This is a genomic window from Actinoplanes aureus (genome assembly GCF_015704865.1).
Lineage (GTDB): Bacteria > Actinomycetota > Actinomycetes > Mycobacteriales > Micromonosporaceae > Actinoplanes > Actinoplanes aureus.
Genome location: NZ_JADQTO010000042.1, coordinates 1 through 16,855 on the forward strand (window position 1 = coordinate 1; position 16,855 = coordinate 16,855).

At 68.6% G+C, this 16,855-nt stretch carries 17 protein-coding genes and 3 pseudogenes; 9 read left to right on the forward strand and 11 right to left on the reverse strand.

Annotation, left to right across the window (positions count from 1 at the left end):
* Nucleotides 1–244: transposase (locus tag I4J89_RS45235; RefSeq protein WP_196420419.1), on the forward strand; the 244-nt coding region annotated here is incomplete at its 5' end.
* A gap of 189 nt (nt 245–433) precedes the next feature.
* Here I4J89_RS45235 and I4J89_RS45240 read toward each other — a convergent pair.
* A complete protein-coding gene (locus I4J89_RS45240; protein WP_196420420.1) occupies nt 434–898 on the reverse strand; it encodes a hypothetical protein in 465 nt (154 codons plus the stop codon).
* 481 nt (nt 899–1,379) lie between these two features.
* Here I4J89_RS45240 and I4J89_RS45245 point away from each other — a divergent pair, with 481 nt between their 5' ends.
* Nucleotides 1,380–2,465: an FUSC family protein gene (locus I4J89_RS45245; protein ID WP_309238769.1), complete on the forward strand. Its 1,086-nt coding sequence runs from the start codon at nt 1,380–1,382 to the stop codon at nt 2,463–2,465.
* Between the two features lie 185 nt (nt 2,466–2,650).
* Here the strand turns inward: I4J89_RS45245 and I4J89_RS45250 are convergent, their stop codons facing one another.
* The 5 genes from I4J89_RS45250 to I4J89_RS45270 form a co-directional block, all read right to left on the reverse strand.
* Nucleotides 2,651–3,370, reverse strand: coding sequence for an IS6 family transposase (locus I4J89_RS45250; protein WP_196420422.1), 720 nt, complete (start codon nt 3,368–3,370; stop codon nt 2,651–2,653).
* A gap of 132 nt (nt 3,371–3,502) precedes the next feature.
* Complete coding sequence (locus tag I4J89_RS45255; protein WP_196420423.1) at nt 3,503–4,102, reverse strand: hypothetical protein; 600 nt, start codon at nt 4,100–4,102, stop codon at nt 3,503–3,505.
* Nucleotides 4,099–5,376 carry a hypothetical protein gene (locus tag I4J89_RS45260; RefSeq protein WP_196420424.1) on the reverse strand — a complete coding sequence of 426 codons (1,278 nt, stop codon included), beginning with the start codon at nt 5,374–5,376 and terminating at the stop codon, nt 4,099–4,101. The genes I4J89_RS45255 and I4J89_RS45260 overlap by 4 nt, the downstream gene beginning before the upstream one ends.
* The gene (locus I4J89_RS45265) at nt 5,376–6,131 is read right to left on the reverse strand and encodes an ATP-binding cassette domain-containing protein (protein WP_196420425.1); all 756 of its coding nucleotides are present in this window, start codon (nt 6,129–6,131) and stop codon (nt 5,376–5,378) included. The genes I4J89_RS45260 and I4J89_RS45265 overlap by 1 nt, the downstream gene beginning before the upstream one ends.
* Before the next feature lie 26 nt (nt 6,132–6,157).
* Nucleotides 6,158–6,556, reverse strand: coding sequence for a hypothetical protein (locus tag I4J89_RS45270; protein WP_196420426.1), 399 nt, complete (start codon nt 6,554–6,556; stop codon nt 6,158–6,160).
* A gap of 269 nt (nt 6,557–6,825) precedes the next feature.
* Here I4J89_RS45270 and I4J89_RS45275 point away from each other — a divergent pair, with 269 nt between their 5' ends.
* Both I4J89_RS45275 and I4J89_RS45280 read left to right on the forward strand, forming a co-directional pair.
* Nucleotides 6,826–7,395: a hypothetical protein gene (locus I4J89_RS45275; protein ID WP_196420427.1), complete on the forward strand. Its 570-nt coding sequence runs from the start codon at nt 6,826–6,828 to the stop codon at nt 7,393–7,395.
* A 102-nt stretch (nt 7,396–7,497) separates the two neighbouring features.
* Nucleotides 7,498–8,216: pseudogene (locus I4J89_RS45280) on the forward strand (IS6 family transposase).
* A gap of 616 nt (nt 8,217–8,832) precedes the next feature.
* Here I4J89_RS45280 and I4J89_RS45285 read toward each other — a convergent pair.
* The 5 genes and pseudogenes from I4J89_RS45285 to I4J89_RS45305 form a co-directional block, all read right to left on the reverse strand.
* Nucleotides 8,833–11,316: an ABC transporter permease gene (locus tag I4J89_RS45285; protein ID WP_196420428.1), complete on the reverse strand. Its 2,484-nt coding sequence runs from the start codon at nt 11,314–11,316 to the stop codon at nt 8,833–8,835.
* Nucleotides 11,313–12,041, reverse strand: coding sequence for an ABC transporter ATP-binding protein (locus tag I4J89_RS45290; RefSeq protein ID WP_196420429.1), 729 nt, complete (start codon nt 12,039–12,041; stop codon nt 11,313–11,315). Before I4J89_RS45290 ends, I4J89_RS45285 begins: the two co-directional genes overlap by 4 nt.
* A 4-nt stretch (nt 12,042–12,045) precedes the next feature.
* The gene (locus tag I4J89_RS45295) at nt 12,046–12,297 is read right to left on the reverse strand and encodes a hypothetical protein (RefSeq protein WP_196420430.1); all 252 of its coding nucleotides are present in this window, start codon (nt 12,295–12,297) and stop codon (nt 12,046–12,048) included.
* A 20-nt stretch (nt 12,298–12,317) separates the two neighbouring features.
* On the reverse strand, nt 12,318–13,160 hold the full coding sequence (locus I4J89_RS45300) for an ABC transporter permease (RefSeq protein WP_373688213.1): 843 nt from the start codon (nt 13,158–13,160) through the stop codon (nt 12,318–12,320).
* A gap of 4 nt (nt 13,161–13,164) precedes the next feature.
* A pseudogene (locus I4J89_RS45305) lies at nt 13,165–14,145 on the reverse strand (ABC transporter ATP-binding protein).
* Between the two features lie 235 nt (nt 14,146–14,380).
* Here I4J89_RS45305 and I4J89_RS50575 point away from each other — a divergent pair.
* From I4J89_RS50575 to I4J89_RS45320, 5 genes and pseudogenes are all read left to right on the forward strand, one after another.
* Nucleotides 14,381–14,638: a hypothetical protein gene (locus I4J89_RS50575; protein ID WP_230860698.1), complete on the forward strand. Its 258-nt coding sequence runs from the start codon at nt 14,381–14,383 to the stop codon at nt 14,636–14,638.
* Nucleotides 14,639–14,640: 2 nt separating this feature from the next.
* Entirely contained in the window at nt 14,641–14,868 is a 228-nt protein-coding gene (locus I4J89_RS50580; protein WP_230860699.1) for an ATP-binding protein, read from the forward strand.
* Nucleotides 14,869–14,959: 91 nt separating this feature from the next.
* The gene (locus tag I4J89_RS45315; protein WP_196420431.1) at nt 14,960–15,643 is read left to right on the forward strand and encodes a response regulator; all 684 of its coding nucleotides are present in this window, start codon (nt 14,960–14,962) and stop codon (nt 15,641–15,643) included.
* A gap of 91 nt (nt 15,644–15,734) precedes the next feature.
* Nucleotides 15,735–15,863 (forward strand): annotated as a pseudogene (locus tag I4J89_RS50585) (transposase); the annotation flags it as partial.
* A gap of 293 nt (nt 15,864–16,156) precedes the next feature.
* Complete coding sequence (locus tag I4J89_RS45320) at nt 16,157–16,789, forward strand: IS110 family transposase (protein WP_309238770.1); 633 nt, start codon at nt 16,157–16,159, stop codon at nt 16,787–16,789.
* Nucleotides 16,790–16,855 lie beyond the last annotated feature (66 nt).

Below are 16,855 nucleotides of genomic sequence, written 5' to 3' on the forward strand. Positions count from 1 at the left end.
GGCGATCGCCGCCCGGTCGTGGCTGCGCGTCTACCGGCTGCCCGTTTACGCGCCCGAGCTCAACCCGGTCGAGAAGGTCTGGTCGACGATGAAAGCCAGCCTGGCCAACCTTGCCGTGCGCACCGCCGCCGACCTGACCACCGCCGTGAAGAACCGTCTCAAACGCATGCAATACCGCCACGGACTGATCGACGGCTACCTCACCGGAACCGGTCTATCCCCACCAACCTCAGCCGGACCCTGACCCCAAAAGGTGTCTAGTGGCGGCGCCCAGCAGTGCCACCACGACAACAGCCCAGCCAACGCCCGGCATGAGGGCCGCCTTGGCGAGCGCGCGGATCACGCCACGCCCGCCGATCAGTAATGCGCGAGAATCTGAGAGACGGGGTGTCCAAGAAGTTTGGACACTTCGGCGAGTCTTGCAGCGTCAAGCTCATACTTGGCTCGGGTGGGATTCATAGCGCAAATCTCGAAACGGGCAAACCCGACCGGCCAGTCGTAGCGAAGCGAATCCAGCGCAACAACGGCCCCACAGCACGGCACCTCTAGTCAAGATTGCCGAAGGCTTCGCCTTCTCCTCGACCAGATCAAAGAGCCAGCCCACATCGATGTCACCGCCGCAGTTCAAGCAGGAAATCTTGGTGGTGTTCTCGCCATCGTCGATGAGGGTGACCTGGTCGTAGAACTTTGCCTTGACCTCTTCAACGTCATCTTGTGGCCCAGAGAACAGCTGGCCCACGTAGCTCGTTGCTGCCGCCGCCGCTTCGGGGCTGGGCTGCCACCGCTTGTCAGCGGGGATCAACCGAATATAGCCGTCGCTCACCGCGTCAGCATGACCTTTCCGCTCCACATTGGTGACGGAGCGCAGCCGCCAAAGCTGGAGGGCCCTGGCGCTCATCCACGGAGTCGCACGGACCGCTCGCCACCAGGAACGGCCCGTTCGCCAGAAGCGGTAGGCAGAACGGTCAGCCGTTCGGTGCGCGGGGAGACAGAGTTCGGTGGCACAGACAAAACTTTGTTGGCAACGGACACCCGGCAGTGGTTCGGACTCAGCCTCGCGCACAACATCGTTTGCCGCCATCACGGCAGCATCACCGTCGCCCCCGGCAGCATCGCCTGCCTCCGACTGCCCCAGCACACCGCTGTGACCCCGCCATCGCCGTCCACCGCACACCAGGCCCCCGCCGCGTCAGGAGCGGTAGATCACCGAACCGTTACAACAGCTGACCACACGGGTAGATCAACTTCGTGGCCGTCGGACATCATGGCGGCAGCGCACGGCCAGGGCGAGGGCGACGGAGGGTGACGGAGTGCGGGGATGGCTACGGTCAGCGGCCGAACGATTGCGACAGGCCGCACTCCCGGTAGCCGAAGCGACCGTGGCCGCAGTCATCGCGTGGATCATCGCGGCGTACCTCATCGGCCATCCCGATCCCATATTCGCCCTCTCCGCGACATTGATCGTTCTCGGAGAGTCGCGCGGGCGCAGGCTGCGCCAGAGCATTGAGATCGTGCTCGGTGTCGCCGCCGGCGTGCTCGTTGCCGAGCTGGTGATCCAGATACTCGGCCAGGGCAGCAGCACCGTCTTCATTGTGCTTCTGCTGACCATCGGCCCCATGATCGCAGCAGGCGCAAGCAGCACTCTGGTCGTTCAGTCCGCGATCTCCGCGGTCTACCTGGTTGTGATCGCCGAGCCGGAAGGCAACCTGATGTCCTTCCGCTTCATCGACGCCTTGATCGGCGGAACTCTCGCCCTGGCCACGAGCCAGCTCGCCGCCGCCCACAACCCGCTCTCCCCCCTGGTCACCGAAGCCCGCCGTGCGTTCAACGACCTGGCCGACCTGCTCGATGACATGAACAAGGCGCTCAGCACCTGCGATGAGCCAGCCGCCCAAGCCGCTTTGCAACGGGCACAGCAGATGACCGGCTGCGTTGAGCGGCTCCGCGCCGAGGTACTGGCCGCCGCCGAAACGTTGCGCCTGCGCGTCCGGCGGCGCCGCCGGATCCGTCAGGTCCATCAGGTGGAGGCGACCACCCACCAACTCGACCACGTCGTCGGCAACATTTGGATGCTGGCCCGCCACACTGTCACGCTGACCCGGCTGCACACCGAGACGCCACCAGAACTCAGCGCCGCGGTTACCGTGCTCGCCCACGCGGTGCGCGCCGCAGGCGAGTCACTGGCAACAGACCTTACCGGCCGCGACGATCCCGACCAGCACGCCGACCAGGCAGACGCCGCAGCCCTCAGGGCCGTTCGCATCGCGGCGAAGCTGCTCGCGTCAGAGCAACCCCTCCCCCACACCATGATTATCGGCCAGATCCGGACAACCGCCGTCGACCTGCTCCGCGGTGTCGGCCAGAACGACCACGACGCCGTTCTGCACCGCGTCGACGAGGCGCTCGGCCTCACCGAACCACCCGCCGCAGATCCCGACAGCAGGCGCGTGCCCGCGGCAACATGACGAGGAAGCCGGCCATGCAATGGCGGCGCCCAGACCCCTGCCGTAGGGGGCTATCGCGAAGTGCCGAAGGGCCGACGATCTAAGGAGGACCGCGGCGGATTGATCGCGCTGCGAGCGGGACATCATGGTCGGCTCCGTTGCATTGTCTGTTCGGCAAGCGCGACGAACCCCGCGGCCGCCGCTGCTCAGATGGCTCGAGCGAGGCCGGTGAACGCTGCGGCGAGTCTGGGGGCCGGCGGCTTGTCGAGTGCGATGTCGTAGTGGCCGCGTCGCAGATTCTGCATGAAGGCGTGCCCGGCGATGACCACTTGTGCGGTGCGATCGGTCTGGAGTCCGCGCATCGGTCGTAGTCGGCGCTTGAGCTGGCCGTGATCGGCTTGGATCGGATTGTTGGCGTACTGCTCGACGTGGTGCCAGGCCGACGGAAGCAGCTCGTCGAGTACGGCGGGGTAGACCGGCGCGGCGTCGGTGACCACCTCGCTCGGCGTCACCTTCAGCGTCCGCAGTGCCCGGGCGAAGAACCGGCGGGCGGCCGTAGCGTCGCGGCGGGCGGAAAGCAGCACGTCGATGACCTGGCCGTGTTGGTCGACGGCCCGGTACACGTAGCGCCACACGCCGTTGACCTTGATGTACGTCTCGTCGACATACCGTCGGTCGCCAGGTGAGTGACGAGCGAACCGGGCGGCATCGGCCAGCAACGGGGTGAACCGCTGCACCCACCGGTACACCGTCACGTGGTCGACCTCGATCCCGCGTTCCGCGAGCAGCTCTTCGACATCGCGGTAGGAGAGCCCGTAACGCAGGTACCACCGGACCACCACCACGATCACCTCGGCCGGAAAGCGGAACCCTGCGAACGCCGACCGGGGAGACGACCAGAGACGAGAACGCGCAGCATGCTTCACCGGTCAAGCCTGCCTTGATCTCCCGACGAGCGAACGCAACAGAGCCGCACGAGATGACGAGTTCCAGGAGTTCTTCCCTGGGTTTCTCGCACCGGCGGGTCAGTGAGCGGGTAGTACCGTCCTGGGTCCCGGCTACTCCGGCTCGGCTCGTACTTCCCGGGTTCCGCCGGCCGCGGCTACGACACCGGCAACGGCCAGGAGTGCAGCAATGCATAAGGCGGTGAAGTCATCGTCGGGGCGAACGGGCCAGTCCCAGGCGAGGCGGTGGCTTGTCGGGTCGCCAAGGGTGGCCGTGAGCAGGCACCACGTCATCGGCGGGACCCATGCCGCGCGGCCCTGCAGCAACCGGCCACCGAGTAGGGCCAGGCCAAGGAAGCCGTACAGGTTGCGCACGGCGGCCGTCGTGCCGTGGGCTCCGGACAGTGGTGCGGCCAACACCGTCAACGATGCCGTGGCGAGCAGGCTGAGTCCGATCACGGTGGTCAGCCGCCATCTGGCAAGGGGGCGGGCGGCGGTCAAGTCGAGGTCATGGAGGGGAGATCGGGCGGTGAAAGTGATGGCGACCGCGGTCACCAATGGCAGAAACATGATCCATGGGATGGAGGAGTCAGAGGCGGTGTAGGTCTGGTGCACCTGGCTGCGCAACGCCAGACCGGCGCCGGTGACCGCGGCAATCACCACCAGAGCCGCCAGGATGCGTCGGCTACGCGCGTACAGGATCAGACCGGTCATGCGAAGTCTTCGGGGTGCAGGCTGCAGGTGACGACCTGCTCGTAGTGTTCGACCAGCCACGCGTGCCGCTGGGTGTCGGTGCGTTCCGTGAACCACTGAGCCGCGCGGACGACGGCGTCGTTGGCGTACAGCGGGTCGAATTGTCCACCAACGAGCCAGGCGAAGATGATGGTGGTCAAGGCCCGTCCTTCGAGTCTGTGTTCGATCGGCGCGATGTCCTGTTCGCATCGATCAAGCAGCAGTAGCGTGACGTACTCCTGCACCGCGCCAGCCGCGTACCCGTCGGTGAGTTCGTCGACGGCGAACGCGTGGGCGCCCGGAGACGGTGCGCCGCCGAGGCCGCGGGGACGTTGCTCCAATCGTGTCGGCTCGCCGGGGGTTCCCGCCAGCCGGCCGGCAACAGTCGTGAATGCGGCTTGGAGTTCCGGCAGGGCTGGCGTGAAGGCGGGGTGAACGCAGACCTGGGGTGCCTGGCCGGCGCACCGGTAGGCGAAGGTTGTGGGGCCATCGAAGGGGCGATTGTCCTGTGTCACCACGATCATGGCGCCGGCGGCCGCGACGGCGGCCGCGACCGTGCCGGCCCCCACGATCTGTCCTCGACGGTTGCCAGCGACGAGCCACACCCACGCCAGGAAGCAGACGCCCGCCGCGCCCGCGTACCACAGCATCTGGCCGAGGAACAGGTCGTTGTTGAGCCGGTCGAATCCGTCGACGACCTGGATGGTGACCGGGGACAGGAAATACCACCATTCGCCGGACTGGCGCTGGTTCCATACTGCGAGGAGGTAGCTGCCGAGGGCCACGAGTGGGGGCGTCCATAGCCGCGGGACAAGCCGTCCCACGACGTACCCCGTGACGGCGTGCAGCGCGAGGCCGAGGGCGCCGGCACCGAGCCAGAGCACGTTGAGCTGGCCCCAGCCGGGACCGACTGCCGTTTCCACAGCGAGCGCCACGGTAATCGTTAGGTAGGCAACCAGTGGCCAGATGGTGGCTGCGGCGACCTCGGTGAGCGGCACAACGATCTCGGCGCGGGCGCTGAGCACGCGAAGATAGCGCGTTCCCCGACGGGCTTCCCGCTGGGCACTCCAGGCCGCCACACCGGCGGCGAGCGGCCCCGTCAGCAGAACCGCCATTGCCGTGGCGGCCGGTACGCTTGCCCACAGGTCGATTCCGGCAGGCATGAACCGGACAGCAGCCATCGCCTGCAGGAACAGCAGGAGCGGCAGCGCGAGCAGGGCGGCGCTCTTGCCTACCTCCCGTCGCAGGGCGTACATCAGGTTCTTCTGGACGGGCCAAGCACGTTGCTGTAGCCGCGCTCGAGCGATGTGTCGCCCAGGTCGGTGTCCGATCCGCGCTGCTCGAGCTCATCGGAGGTGCCGGTGAACACAGCCCTGCCGTCGGAGAGCACGACGACGTGGTCCGCGGTCGCACGCACGTCCTCGACCATGTGGGTACTGACCAAGAAACTCGCACCGTCGGCGGCGAGTTGTCGGATCAAAGCACGGAAACGGATGCGTTGAGTGGGATCCAGACCGACCGCTGGCTCATCAAGTACGACGAACTCGGGACGGTGCGCGATTGCCTGCGCGATGCCGGCCCGGCGCAGCATGCCACCCGACAGTGCGCCCATCTTGCTGCGCGAGCGTGCGGCTAGGTCCACGCGCGCGATCGCGTCGGTCGCCGCCGCCGACAGGTTCCGGCTCGGCACGCCCTTGAGCCACGCCGCGTACTCGACGAACTCCTGCAACGTGAACGACCTGTAGTAACCGAAATGTTGGGGCAGGTAGCCGGTGCGTCGCCTGATCTCGCGGACGTCACTGCCGGTGGTCGCCGGGACCCCGAGGACAGACACCGCACCGGCGGCGGGTGGCCGAAGGGTCACCACGATGTCGAGCAGGGTTGTCTTGCCCGCACCATTGGGCCCGAGGAGGACCGTCACACCGGTCGGAATCTCAATGGTCAAGTTCTGCAGCGCCCAGATCCGACCGTATCTCTGCCCGAGGTCTGCTCCGGTGGCCACCACCTGCACGAGGACCTCCCGATCGTGCCTGGCACTCAGCAGACGTCATACACCCGCGCACTGGTGTCATCGTAATCGGTGTGTCCCTGGAAGAAGGTGCGCCCGTAGTACACCTTCCTCTGGTTGTTGTCGCAGCCGGTCGGGCTCGCCTTGTAGTACAGGTCGCTGCCCGCGTCGGAACTTTTCAGGGCGACCGGGTCCGGCTGGAAGTCGATCTGCTGCTTGATCTCCACCTCCAACACGCGATACACACGGGTGCCGCAGTTGCCCTCTCCCGTCGCATACAGCATCCCGTCGGTGTTCACCCCGAACCGGGTGGTGTCCTTACGACAACCGCTCGGGTCAGCCAGGGCCGGCGCGGCGGGTACCATCCCGAGCACGGTCCCGAGCGCGCATGCGGCTGTGAACGCTGCTCTTCGTCTGGCGCGGATCATCCTCGCACCTCCTCACGCACGTGTGTCGATGTGCGGGACGCTACGCCTGGACTGAAAGACAGCTATCAATCGACATAGATGATTGCGTGATGTGCACGGCAGACTCCTTTACCCCGTGGGCCAAGCGGTTTCCTGGCAGATCAGGACAGGGTCCTCAATGGTCGAGTCGCAATCGATCTACACAGAAGATGGCGCACGGCAAAGCTTGCACACGCAACACAATCCACGGTCCTCAGCCAGTCACCCGCGAGTAGCGTTACCGTTGATCCGTGAGTCAGGTGTATGGGTCGTCGACGGAGCTCGCGATACTAGCTGCCCTGCAACGTGGCCCCCTCAGACTCGATCAAGTACCGGCCCTGCTGGAACGCATCGGCGTCGCCGGAGCGCACGAGGCGCCCACCGAAGTGGCGCTGCATGATGTTGGTGCGTCGCTAATGGCAGAAGGACTGGTTGCCACAGCCAGGGCAGACGAGAACGAGCCGCCGCACGCGGCCACCTACGCGATGACGGACCTGGGCCGGGACGCGTCGCGCCGGTGGATGCGGGCGGCACTGTCGGCACGAACCCCCGGCCCCCAACTGCAAGCGGCGTTCGCACTTCTCCTGCTCATGCCCCCCGAGGACGGCTTGACCGAACTCGAGGCACGCAGGACCGCGGTCCGCGACGAATTTGCGGATCTTCAGCGTGCCGTCGACACCCCAGACCGATCGCAATCTGCCGTTGGCGCGCTGGAGCAGCGTTACCGGTTAGCTCTCGCGGTCGGCGAACTTGACTGGCTGACTGCCACGATCCGGGATCTCCATGCACGCCGCGGAGTATGGGCGACCACGAGCACCTGAGCGACGCGATGCAGCACCGGTTCAGCCGGGTCGAGGCTCACCGGCAGGCCACCCACGGCTCTGTTGCGTTCGTCCGTCGTGAGATCAAGGCAGGCTTGACCGGTGAAGCATGCTGCGCGGTCTGGTCCCGGGTCGCCTCCCCGGTCCGCGTTCGCAGGGTTCCGCTTTCGGCCGAGGTGATCATGGTGGCGGTCCGGTGGTACCTGCGTTACGGGATCTCCTACCGCGATGTCGAAGAGCTGCTCGCCGAACGCGGGATCGAGGTCGACCACGTGACGGTCTACCGATGGGTGCAGCGGTTCACCCCGCTGCTGGCCGACGCCGCCCGGTTCACTCGCCACTCACCTGGGGATCGATGGTTCGTCGACGAGACGTACGTCAAGGTCAACGGCGTGTGGCGCTACGTGTACCGGGCGGTCGACCAGCACGGCCAGGTCGTCGACGTGCTGCTCTCGGCCCGCCGGGACGCTACGGCGGCCCGCCGGTTCTTCGCCCGGGCGCTGCGGACGCTGAAGGTGACGCCGAGCGAGGTGGTGACCGACGCCGCGCCGGTCTACCCCGTCGTACTGGACGAACTGCTTCCCTCGGCCTGGCACCACGTCGAGCAGTACGCCAACAATCCGATCGAAGCCGATCACGGCCAGCTCAAGCGCCGACTGCGACCGATGCGCGGACTCCAGACCGATCGCACCGCACAAGTGGTCATCGCCGGGCACGCCTTCATGCAGAATCTGCGACGCGGCCACTACGACATCGCACTCGACAAGCCGCCGGCCCCCAGACTCGCCGCAGCGTTCACCGGACTCCCTCGAGCCATCTGAGCAGCGGCGGCCGAGGAATTCGTCGTGCTCGCCGAACGGACAATGCAACGGCGCCGCTTGAACGCCATCGCGAGGCCGGCCGCTTTCGAACCCGACCCCTTGGTGACCTTGGTCCGGTGCCGAACGGTCGCGAACGATGTCGTCGGCGTACGCCTCGGCCAGCGTGACGGCGGGCGGCACGAATAGATGCCGCGGCACCGCGTTGATCGCTGCCTCGACCGCGGGTGTCCGGATCCAGTTCTCCTTCATCAGCTGTGTCGTCAAAGCGGTGCACAGCTGCTCTGGCGGCGCGCTCCACAGCAGAATCCATCGATGCTGTTCCTTCAGCAGGGGGCTGTCGTCTCGGTTCAAGCACGTGGTGGGCTGACGCCGCTGTGGTTGAAGCGCGGCGGCGGCCACGAGGTGTCCGTGGCCTTGAGAGTGGAGCGCTACCACCTGCTGGTGTCCAGTGCGCCCGGCGGGAACTGCGGAATGGGCCAGTCGTCCGGCACCCGCCAGGTGGACCTTCTCCGCACTACCGCGGCCAGGGCTCAGAACAATTCGGCCAGGCCGGTGGCCAGGTAGGTCAGCCCGCGCAGCGTCGCCGTCATTCGAACCTTGACCATCGACAGCGATGCTAGCGTGATCGGACCGCGCTGCGGTTGCGCACCATCAGCCGGGCGGGAACCGTGCCGGCGAGCAGGCCGAGCAGGGTCACCGTGCCGGCCAGTGTCAGGTACGTGCCCGGGGCGACGATGAGGCGGAACACCCCGTCCTGTGCGGTGCTGAACGTCCCGACCACGATCCCGGCGGTGACGGCGCCCAGCAGCAGGCCGACCGCAACGGTGAGCACCGCTTCCCGGGCGGCGAGCCGGTGCACCTGGCCGCTGGTCGCGCCGGCCAGCCGCAGGTCGGCGAACTCCTGGCGGCGCGCCACGGCGGCGATGGCGAACGTGTTGACCACGGCGACCGCGGTGAATCCGAGCGAGATCGCGACCATCAGCTCGAAGGCGCCCTGCTGCTCCGAGGCGTCCCCGGCTGCGGCGGCCGCCACGGTCGGCGCCACTCGCAGTCCGGGCCAGGCGCGGTGAATCGTGTCAGCGACGTCGCCGCGCAGCGCCACGGTGCTCACCAGGCCCTTTGGGTCGTGCGCGGCGACCAGCCGGGCCGGGATTACCAGCTCACCGAAACCGCGGTTGCGGGCGAAGCCGGCCGCGAGGCGCAGCTCGACGCGGTGCCCGTCGGCCAGCCAGAGCGGAACCGTCTCGCCGATCTTCCAGCCGTACTGCCTCATTAGGTAACCGCTGGCCGCGAACGAGTCGCCGTCGAGCCTGCCGGTGAGGGACAGGTTCAGCGCGCTCTCGGCACCGGCGGTGAGCAGCCCCTGCGCGGCGTGGTCCTCCGGCTTTCCACCCTGGACGGCGATCACTCGGGTGGGCAGCGTGGCCGCGGCACCAGTGACGCCCGGTAGTGCGGCCAGCCGCTGCGCGGTGTCCAGCGGCATCCCGCCGGGCGCGGTCACCTGCCACGTCGCCGCGGCCGTACGCGCTGCCTGCTCGTGCCCGGCGAGCCGCTCCAGCAGCGTGCTGTTGAGCAGCATTGTGGCGTTGATGGTGAACATCAGGGCCAGCGGCATGGCGACCGCGGCGACTCGGCGGTACTGCGCCCGGCTTAGCAGCCCGGCCAGCCCGAACGGACGGCCGATCAGGCCGAGTAGGCCTCGGACCAGCAGCGGGCCGAGGGCGGCGACCGCGCAGAGCAGCAGCGCCGAGGAGATGAAGGTCATACCCATGCCGAACGGGCCGTCCAGCGGCACGAAGGTGAGGACGGCGACGGCTCCGGCGGTGGTGATCAGCGCGACGATCGTACGGACCACGAGGCCGCCGGTCGGTGCCGCTGCGGTCTCGGTGATGGCCTGGGTCGGCGCGATGCGTACCGCCCGGCGGCCGGCGATCCGAGCCGCGACGAACGTGACGAGCATCCCGGCCGGCGCGGCCAGCAACAGCACCGGCACGTTGATCGGCACGGTGAACTGGGCCGGCACCATGCCGAGGTGCTGGAACCGGGCCGCCACCACCCGGGCGAAGAGCACGCCCAGCGGGATCGCCGGGAGCGCTGCGACGAACGCCAACAGCACGCTCTCGACGCCGAGCAGGGTGCGCAGCCGGCGCGGCGTGGCGCCGATGGTGCGCAGCAGCGCCAGTTCCCGCAGCCGCTGCCGCACGCTCAGCGTGACCGTGCCGGTGAGCACGAACACGGCGGCGAACGCGGTGATGCCGATGACGAAGCCGAAGATCGAGATGGGTCCGATGTAGTCGGGTAGCGCGCCTGGCAGGTCGGCGCGGACCCGGTCGCCGGTGAGCACCGGCGCGTCGCCGGTCAGGTCACGGATCGTCGCGAGGTTCAGGCCGGGCTGGGCCATGATCCCCACCGCGGTCGGCCCGGCCAGTCCGGACACCGCGGCGACCTCGTCGTCGGCCAGGAACAGGGCGCCTTGCGCCGGCAGGCCGTCGCGTCCGGCCGGGGCGGCGATGCCGCTGATGCGTACGGTCCGGATGCCGGTCCGGGTGGTGAGCGTCAGGTCGATGCCCACCCGCAGGTCGCCTCGGGCGGCCAGGTCGGCGTCAAGCACCGCCTCACCCGGGCGCGGTGCCCGGCCCTGGCGTAACTGGTACGGCGTGAGGGCCGCCGACGACCAGCCGTGCCCGACCACCGGCGCGTCGTCGGTGCCCCGCAGCACCCGGCCGCCGGGCCCGGCCGCGACGATCGGGAAGGCGTAGTCGGCTACCACAGCGGTGACGCCGGGCACCGTACGCAATCGGGCCGCAAGATCGGCCGGCAGCGTGCCGGCGCCGGTGAGGCGCTCGGTCTTGACCTTGCGTTTGGTCTTGGTCTTGTCCTTCTTCTGCTTGGTGGTGACCTCCTCGACGCTGATCTCGCGTTGCCCGGAGACCACTGCCGCGGTGGCGGCGAACCGATCGGCGGGCGGCTCGGCGGTCAGCACCGAGAAGAGCAGCAGGCCGCCACCGGCCAGCATGGCGATGGCCAGCAGGGCGGCCAGGAACGTGCCTACGTACGCGCCGCGGTGCTGCCGCAGCGAACCCAGGGCGAGCCGGATCATCGGGCGCTCACCGCCGTCATCTGCTCCGCGATACTCTCGACCGCCGGCCGGTGCATCTCGGTGACGATCTGGCCGTCGGCCAGGAACACCACCCGGTCCGCCCAGGCGGCTGCGGTCGGGTCGTGCGTCACCATCACGATCGTGGCGCCGAGGTCATCCACCGCCTCGCGCAGTAGCCCCAGCACCTCCCGGCCGCTGGTCAGGTCGAGTGCACCGGTCGGCTCGTCCGCAAAGATCACCTCGGGGCGGGCGGCCAGCGCCCGGGCCAGCGCGACCCGCTGTCGCTGGCCACCGGAGAGCCGGCTCGGTTGGTCCTTCTCCCGGCCGGCCAGACCGACCCGGCGCACCACCTCGCGGGCCCAGCGGCGGTCCGGCCGGGTGCCGGCGAGCCGCTGCGGCAGCAGCACGTTGTGCCAGACCGAGAGCGAGTCGAGCAGGTTGTAGGACTGGAACACGAACCCCACCCGCTGCCGGCGGGCCTCGGTGAGTTTGGGCTCGCGCAGCCGGCTGATCTCCTGCCCGGCCAGCAGCACCCGGCCGCTGTCCGCGCGGTCCAGCCCGGCGGTGCACTGCAGCAGGGTGGACTTGCCCGACCCCGAGGGGCCCATCACCGCGTTGAACGTCCCGGCCCCGAAGGCCACCGACACCCCGTCCAGCGCCCTCACCGACGCTCCGGGATAGGTCTTCACCAGGTTGATCGCCTCGACCGCCACCGTGTCTCGCATGATCTCAAGCACCGTTGCGGACGGCGGGGCGGCCGGAGGCGTACCAGAGGATGATGCCGATCCCGGGGGCCAGCACGACCAGCCAGATCCAGCGCTTGCGGCAGCGGGGACTCAGCTTTGCCTTGGAGACGCTGACGAGTGTGACGGCGAACAGGATCACGTGGCTGGCCAGGAAGGCAGCCCAGAAGGCGATGCCACCGAGAGTCTGCGCAAGGTCGGGGGCGGCGAGCAGGGCGTTAGCCGCGGAAGCGGTCATTTCTGCATCCTTTGCGATCGTCAGTGCAACGGGAAACTGCGCGGCAATGGGTTAGGGCCCGGTATAGGGGGCCAGGCAGGTGTCGCGGCGGCCTTTAGGCGCCGGTCAAGCGGTGTCGCGGCGGCGGAATGCGAGGGCGCCGGCGCCGAGGGCGAGCAGGACGTACCCGGCGGTGACGGCGGCAGCGCCGGTCTGGGACAGCAGGTACGGGTGGTTGCTGCCGGCCAGCTGGGGGTGAGGTTGGGCAGCAGGACAGAGGCCAGGCGCAGCTGCCAGACGGTGGGCAGGAAATGGGCGAAGATGGGGGCCACCAGGACCAGGGAGCCGAGGGTGGTCAGGGTGCCGGCGGTGGAGCGGAGCAGGGCGCCGAGGCCCATGGCGACCAGGGCGGTGACGGTGACGATGACAGTGGCGCACAGGACGGTAGGAATGGCGTCGGTCCATCGCGGCCAGGGATTGATGGGGGTCGGTCGGTTACCGAGCATGAGGCGGGCGTCGGCGAAGGCGAGCAGGACGAACGCGGCGCCGCAGGTAAGGCCGATGAACCCGGCGACCGTGGCTTTGGCGCCGATCAGGGTGCGGCGCTGCGCGAGCGCGAGCAGGGCGGGGCCGATGGAGCGGGTGCCGAACTCGCTGGTGATGAGCATGGCGCCGATCGCGCCGATGAAGAACATCACGAACGGCATGGTGACCACGGTGGGGTCGGCGGTCTCGTAGTTGAGTTTGTTGGCTGGGCTGGCGGCGTCGTAGGACTGCACCAGCATGAACAGGATGAACGCGCCGAGTAGCGAGGCGGCCACGCCACCGCCCAGGAAAGCCCAGGTCGATCGCAGGGTGCGGACTTTCAGGAACTCGGCGGCCACCGCGTCACCGAACGTGCTGCCCGGAGCCGGGGTCTTCGTCGGGGCCGGGCCGGTCTGCAGGAGGGTCATCGGAGCGTTCCTTCCGAAAGGGTGGCCCGGTACTCGGCGGCCTCGTTGGTCATGTGCAGGTAGACGTCCGCGAGCGTGGCGCTGCGCGGGGTGAGCCCGTGCAACGGGATCCGGTTGGCCGCGGCGGCGTCGCCGATGATCGAGGCCTCCATCCCGACGATGAGCAGATCGCCGTCGTCGGCGCGGGTGACGGCGGCGCCGAGCCGGGTCAGCACCGCGGTCAGGTCGGCCGGCCGCGTGGTCCGAACCAGCACGTCGCGTTCGAACCGGTCGCGCATCTCCGCCACCGAGGTGTCCTCGAGCAGCCGGCCCTTGCCGATGATCAGCACCGGTCCACGGTGACCGCCATCTCGCTCATCAAGTGGCTGGACAGCAGCACGGTGCGGCCCTCCGCGGCCAGCGACCGCAGCGTCGAGCGGATCCATCGGATGCCCGCGGCGTCCAGGCCGTTGACCGGCTCGTCGAGGACCACCACGGCCGGGTCGCCGAGCAGCGCGCCGGCAATGCCGAGCCGCTGCTTCATGCCGAGCGAGAACCCGCCGACCCGCTTGTTCGCCACGCTCGACAGTCCAACCTGCTCCAGCACTGCGCTGACGCGTTTCTTGCTGATGCCGTTGGACCGGGCCAGGCAGGCCAGGTGGGTGAAGGCGGTGCGGCCGGAGTGCGCGGCGTCGGCGTCCAGCACCGCGCCGACCTCGTGCAGCGGATGACGGATCTCGTCGTAGCGCCGGCCGCCGACCAGAGCCTGGCCGGACGTGTGGCGGTGCCGGCCGAGCATCATCCGCATCGTGGTGGACTTGCCGGCCCCGTTCGGCAAGAGGAAACCGGTCACCACGCCTGGCCGGACCTCGAAGGACAACCGGTCCACCGCCAGTGTCGATCCGTATCGTTTGGTCAGCTCTACCAGCTCGATCATGTGTTTGATCGTGTCAGTCAGGGCGGCTGCGGCGCGTCTGACCGAGCTCGGACATTGTTGTCTGACCTGAGTCATACCTCCGGTCCGGACCGGAGTCGGTCTAGCGTGGCCGCGTGACCCGGCTCTACGGTTTCGAGGCGCGCGAAACATTGATCGATGCCGCTGCCGCCGTCCTCCTGACGTACTTCGTCGCCGCCGCTACCCTCGACCCGCCGGGCCCGAGTTCACCGGCCCGGTGTGGGTGGCCTGGCTCGCCGCCGCGGCGGTGTCCCTGCCGCTGGCGGTCCGCCGCCGGTGGCCGCTGCCGGCGCTAGCCGTCGCGGTCACGGCCGCCGCGGTCGCCACCGCCACCGGCGTAGCCGGGATCGGCGTCCTGTTCATGACCTGGACCCCGATCGCGTCGATGCTGTACTCGGCGGCCGCCGCTACCGGCCGGGTGATGTCCGCGGTCACGCTGAGCGGCTGCAGTCGCCCCGGTTCCGGGTCACCTTGACGGTGAGCGGCACGGAGGAGCTGCCGACGGCGGTCGGGCTGACCGTCTACCGGATCGTCCAGGAGCCGCTGACCAACGTGCTCAAACACGCCGAGGCGAGCCGGTGCGAGGTGACCGTGCGAGCCGTGGACGGCGTGGTGCACATCGCGGTTGCCGATAACGGCAGGGGCGCAAGCAGCAGAACAGGGGCCGCGCGGGGCAGGGACTCATCGGCATGCGCGAGCGTGTGACGATGTACCGCGGCACGTTGTCCACTGAGGCCCGTCCCGAGGGCGGGTTCCGCGTGACCGCCGACATCGCGTACACGACCGAGGAGACCGCATGACCGAGGCCGCGCCGGACATCGCCGTGCTCCTCGCCGACGACCACGCGCTGATGCGGGAGAGCTTTCGGGCGCTGCTGGACGCCTCCCCCGGTTACACGCCGGTGGGCGAGGCCCACAACGGTGCCGAGGCGGTCCGGTTGGCCCGGCAACTACGGCCGGACGTGGTGCTGATGGACGTCCGGATGCCGGAGATGGACGGCATCGAGGCGACCCGGCGGATCTGCTCGTCGGAGGAGACCACGGACGTCAGGGTGCTCATCCTGACCACCTTCGACCTCGATGAGTACGTGTATTCCGCGCTTCAGGCTGGGGCCAGCGGCTTCCTGGTCAAGGACGCCACGGCGGCCGAGCTGCTCAACGGCATCCGGCTGGTTTCCGCCGGTGACGCGCTGCTGGCCCCGCGGGTGACCCGGAAGCTGATCGCCACCTTCACCGGGCAGGGCGGGCCGGCCGCCGCCGCGCCGCGCGGGCTGGAGGTGATCACCGAACGCGAGCGGGAGGTGCTCGGCCTGATCGCCCGCGGCCTGTCGAACACCGAGATCGCCGAGCACCTGCACCTCGGCGCGGGCACCGTGAAGACACACATCACCCGGCTACTGAGCAAGCTCGGCGCCCGAGACCGCGCGCAGCTGGTGATCACGGCGTACGAGTCGGGTCTGGTGCGCCCGAACGCCCGCTGACTGACTGAGACTGGTTGAATAAGTGAGTGTTTGAGAGTGCTGTCGCACGGTGTGTCCCTGGACGCGACGGAAGCGGTCTGAAGCTGGCTTGGTGGAGCGCGAACGTCGGTACCCGTCGGACCTGACTGATGAGCAGTGGGAGATCGTGGAGCCAATGCTCCCGCCGATCAAATCGCCGGGGCGGATCCCGAAGCATCCGCGTCGAGCGATAGTCGATGCGACGCTTCTATAGGTGGGCTGGTTCCGGGAGTGATCGGTATCGGTAGGGTCCGGCACTGGTGATCTACGGGTGACTCTTACAAGATCTGGCCGCCGTGTGACGGTGTGCCGTTGATGCGACTCGTCCCCGTGGATCGCCGGTGCCGGCCCGGCCCACCTTGCTGGCTTGATCAGAAGCCTGTCCGCGACAGGGTCTGCAAACCCTGGGCGTGACTCATCACAGATATGCCGCCGGGTGAGCGTCTCCCGGGCCGACGCCGTCAGAACGTCGCCCCGTGCAAGGGAGAACCGTCCGTGCCGTCCATCCTGGCAGAACGACTGGCTGACCGCGTCGACGCGGTGATCGGTGTGGATACCCACACCGACACCCATACCGCAGCGGTAGTGACACCGGTCGGGACGGTGCTGGCTGAGCTGACCGTGCCGGCCACCGCCCAAGGCGCCGCCATATTGCTGGCTTGGGCCAATCAGCAGACGAGCAAGCTCGGATCAGGCCGTCGTGCCTGGGCTCTTGATGGCGCCCGATCGCATGGCGTCGGGCTGCTGCGGGTCCTGCGCACCGCCGGCGAAGACGCCCTGGAGGCACCCAAACCCGTCGCCACGGTCCGGCGGCGAGGCGGTAAATCCGATGTACTCGACGCGGTTCACGCCGCCCGGGCGGTCCTGGCCGCCGACCACGTCGCGACGCCCCGCGCTGACGGCGACCGGGAAGCTCTGCGCCTCCTGCATGTCTGCCGCCGCCACTACAGCGACACCCGTACCGCTACCATCAACCTGTTCAAATCGGTGATCCTCACCGCCGGTGACTACCTGCGCGAGCAGTTCCGCGGCCACTCCACGAGCCGGCAGGTCCAGCACGCCGCCACCCTCACCACCACCGGTGACCCGCTCGAACAGCGACGCCGGACCCAGCTGGCCTCCCTATAAGCATTTCACGCGGTTGACTTGGCCTTCGATCGAGCCGGAACTTCAGGGCAGGGTCAGTCCGGCAGC

Excerpts from the sequence above, each read along its gene's own strand:
- I4J89_RS45240 (WP_196420420.1), bottom strand. The coding sequence starts at position 898 with ATGAGCGCCAGGGCCCTCCAGCTTTGGCGGCTGCGCTCCGTCACCAAT.
- I4J89_RS45285 (WP_196420428.1), bottom strand. The coding sequence starts at position 11,316 with ATGATCCGGCTCGCCCTGGGTTCGCTGCGGCAGCACCGCGGCGCGTAC.
- I4J89_RS45260 (WP_196420424.1), bottom strand. The coding sequence starts at position 5,376 with ATGTACGCCCTGCGACGGGAGGTAGGCAAGAGCGCCGCCCTGCTCGCG.
- I4J89_RS45315 (WP_196420431.1), top strand. The coding sequence starts at position 14,960 with ATGACCGAGGCCGCGCCGGACATCGCCGTGCTCCTCGCCGACGACCAC.
- I4J89_RS45290 (WP_196420429.1), bottom strand. The coding sequence starts at position 12,041 with ATGCGAGACACGGTGGCGGTCGAGGCGATCAACCTGGTGAAGACCTAT.
- I4J89_RS45270 (WP_196420426.1), bottom strand. The coding sequence starts at position 6,556 with ATGATCCGCGCCAGACGAAGAGCAGCGTTCACAGCCGCATGCGCGCTC.
- I4J89_RS45295 (WP_196420430.1), bottom strand. The coding sequence starts at position 12,297 with ATGACCGCTTCCGCGGCTAACGCCCTGCTCGCCGCCCCCGACCTTGCG.
- I4J89_RS45255 (WP_196420423.1), bottom strand. The coding sequence starts at position 4,102 with ATGACCGGTCTGATCCTGTACGCGCGTAGCCGACGCATCCTGGCGGCT.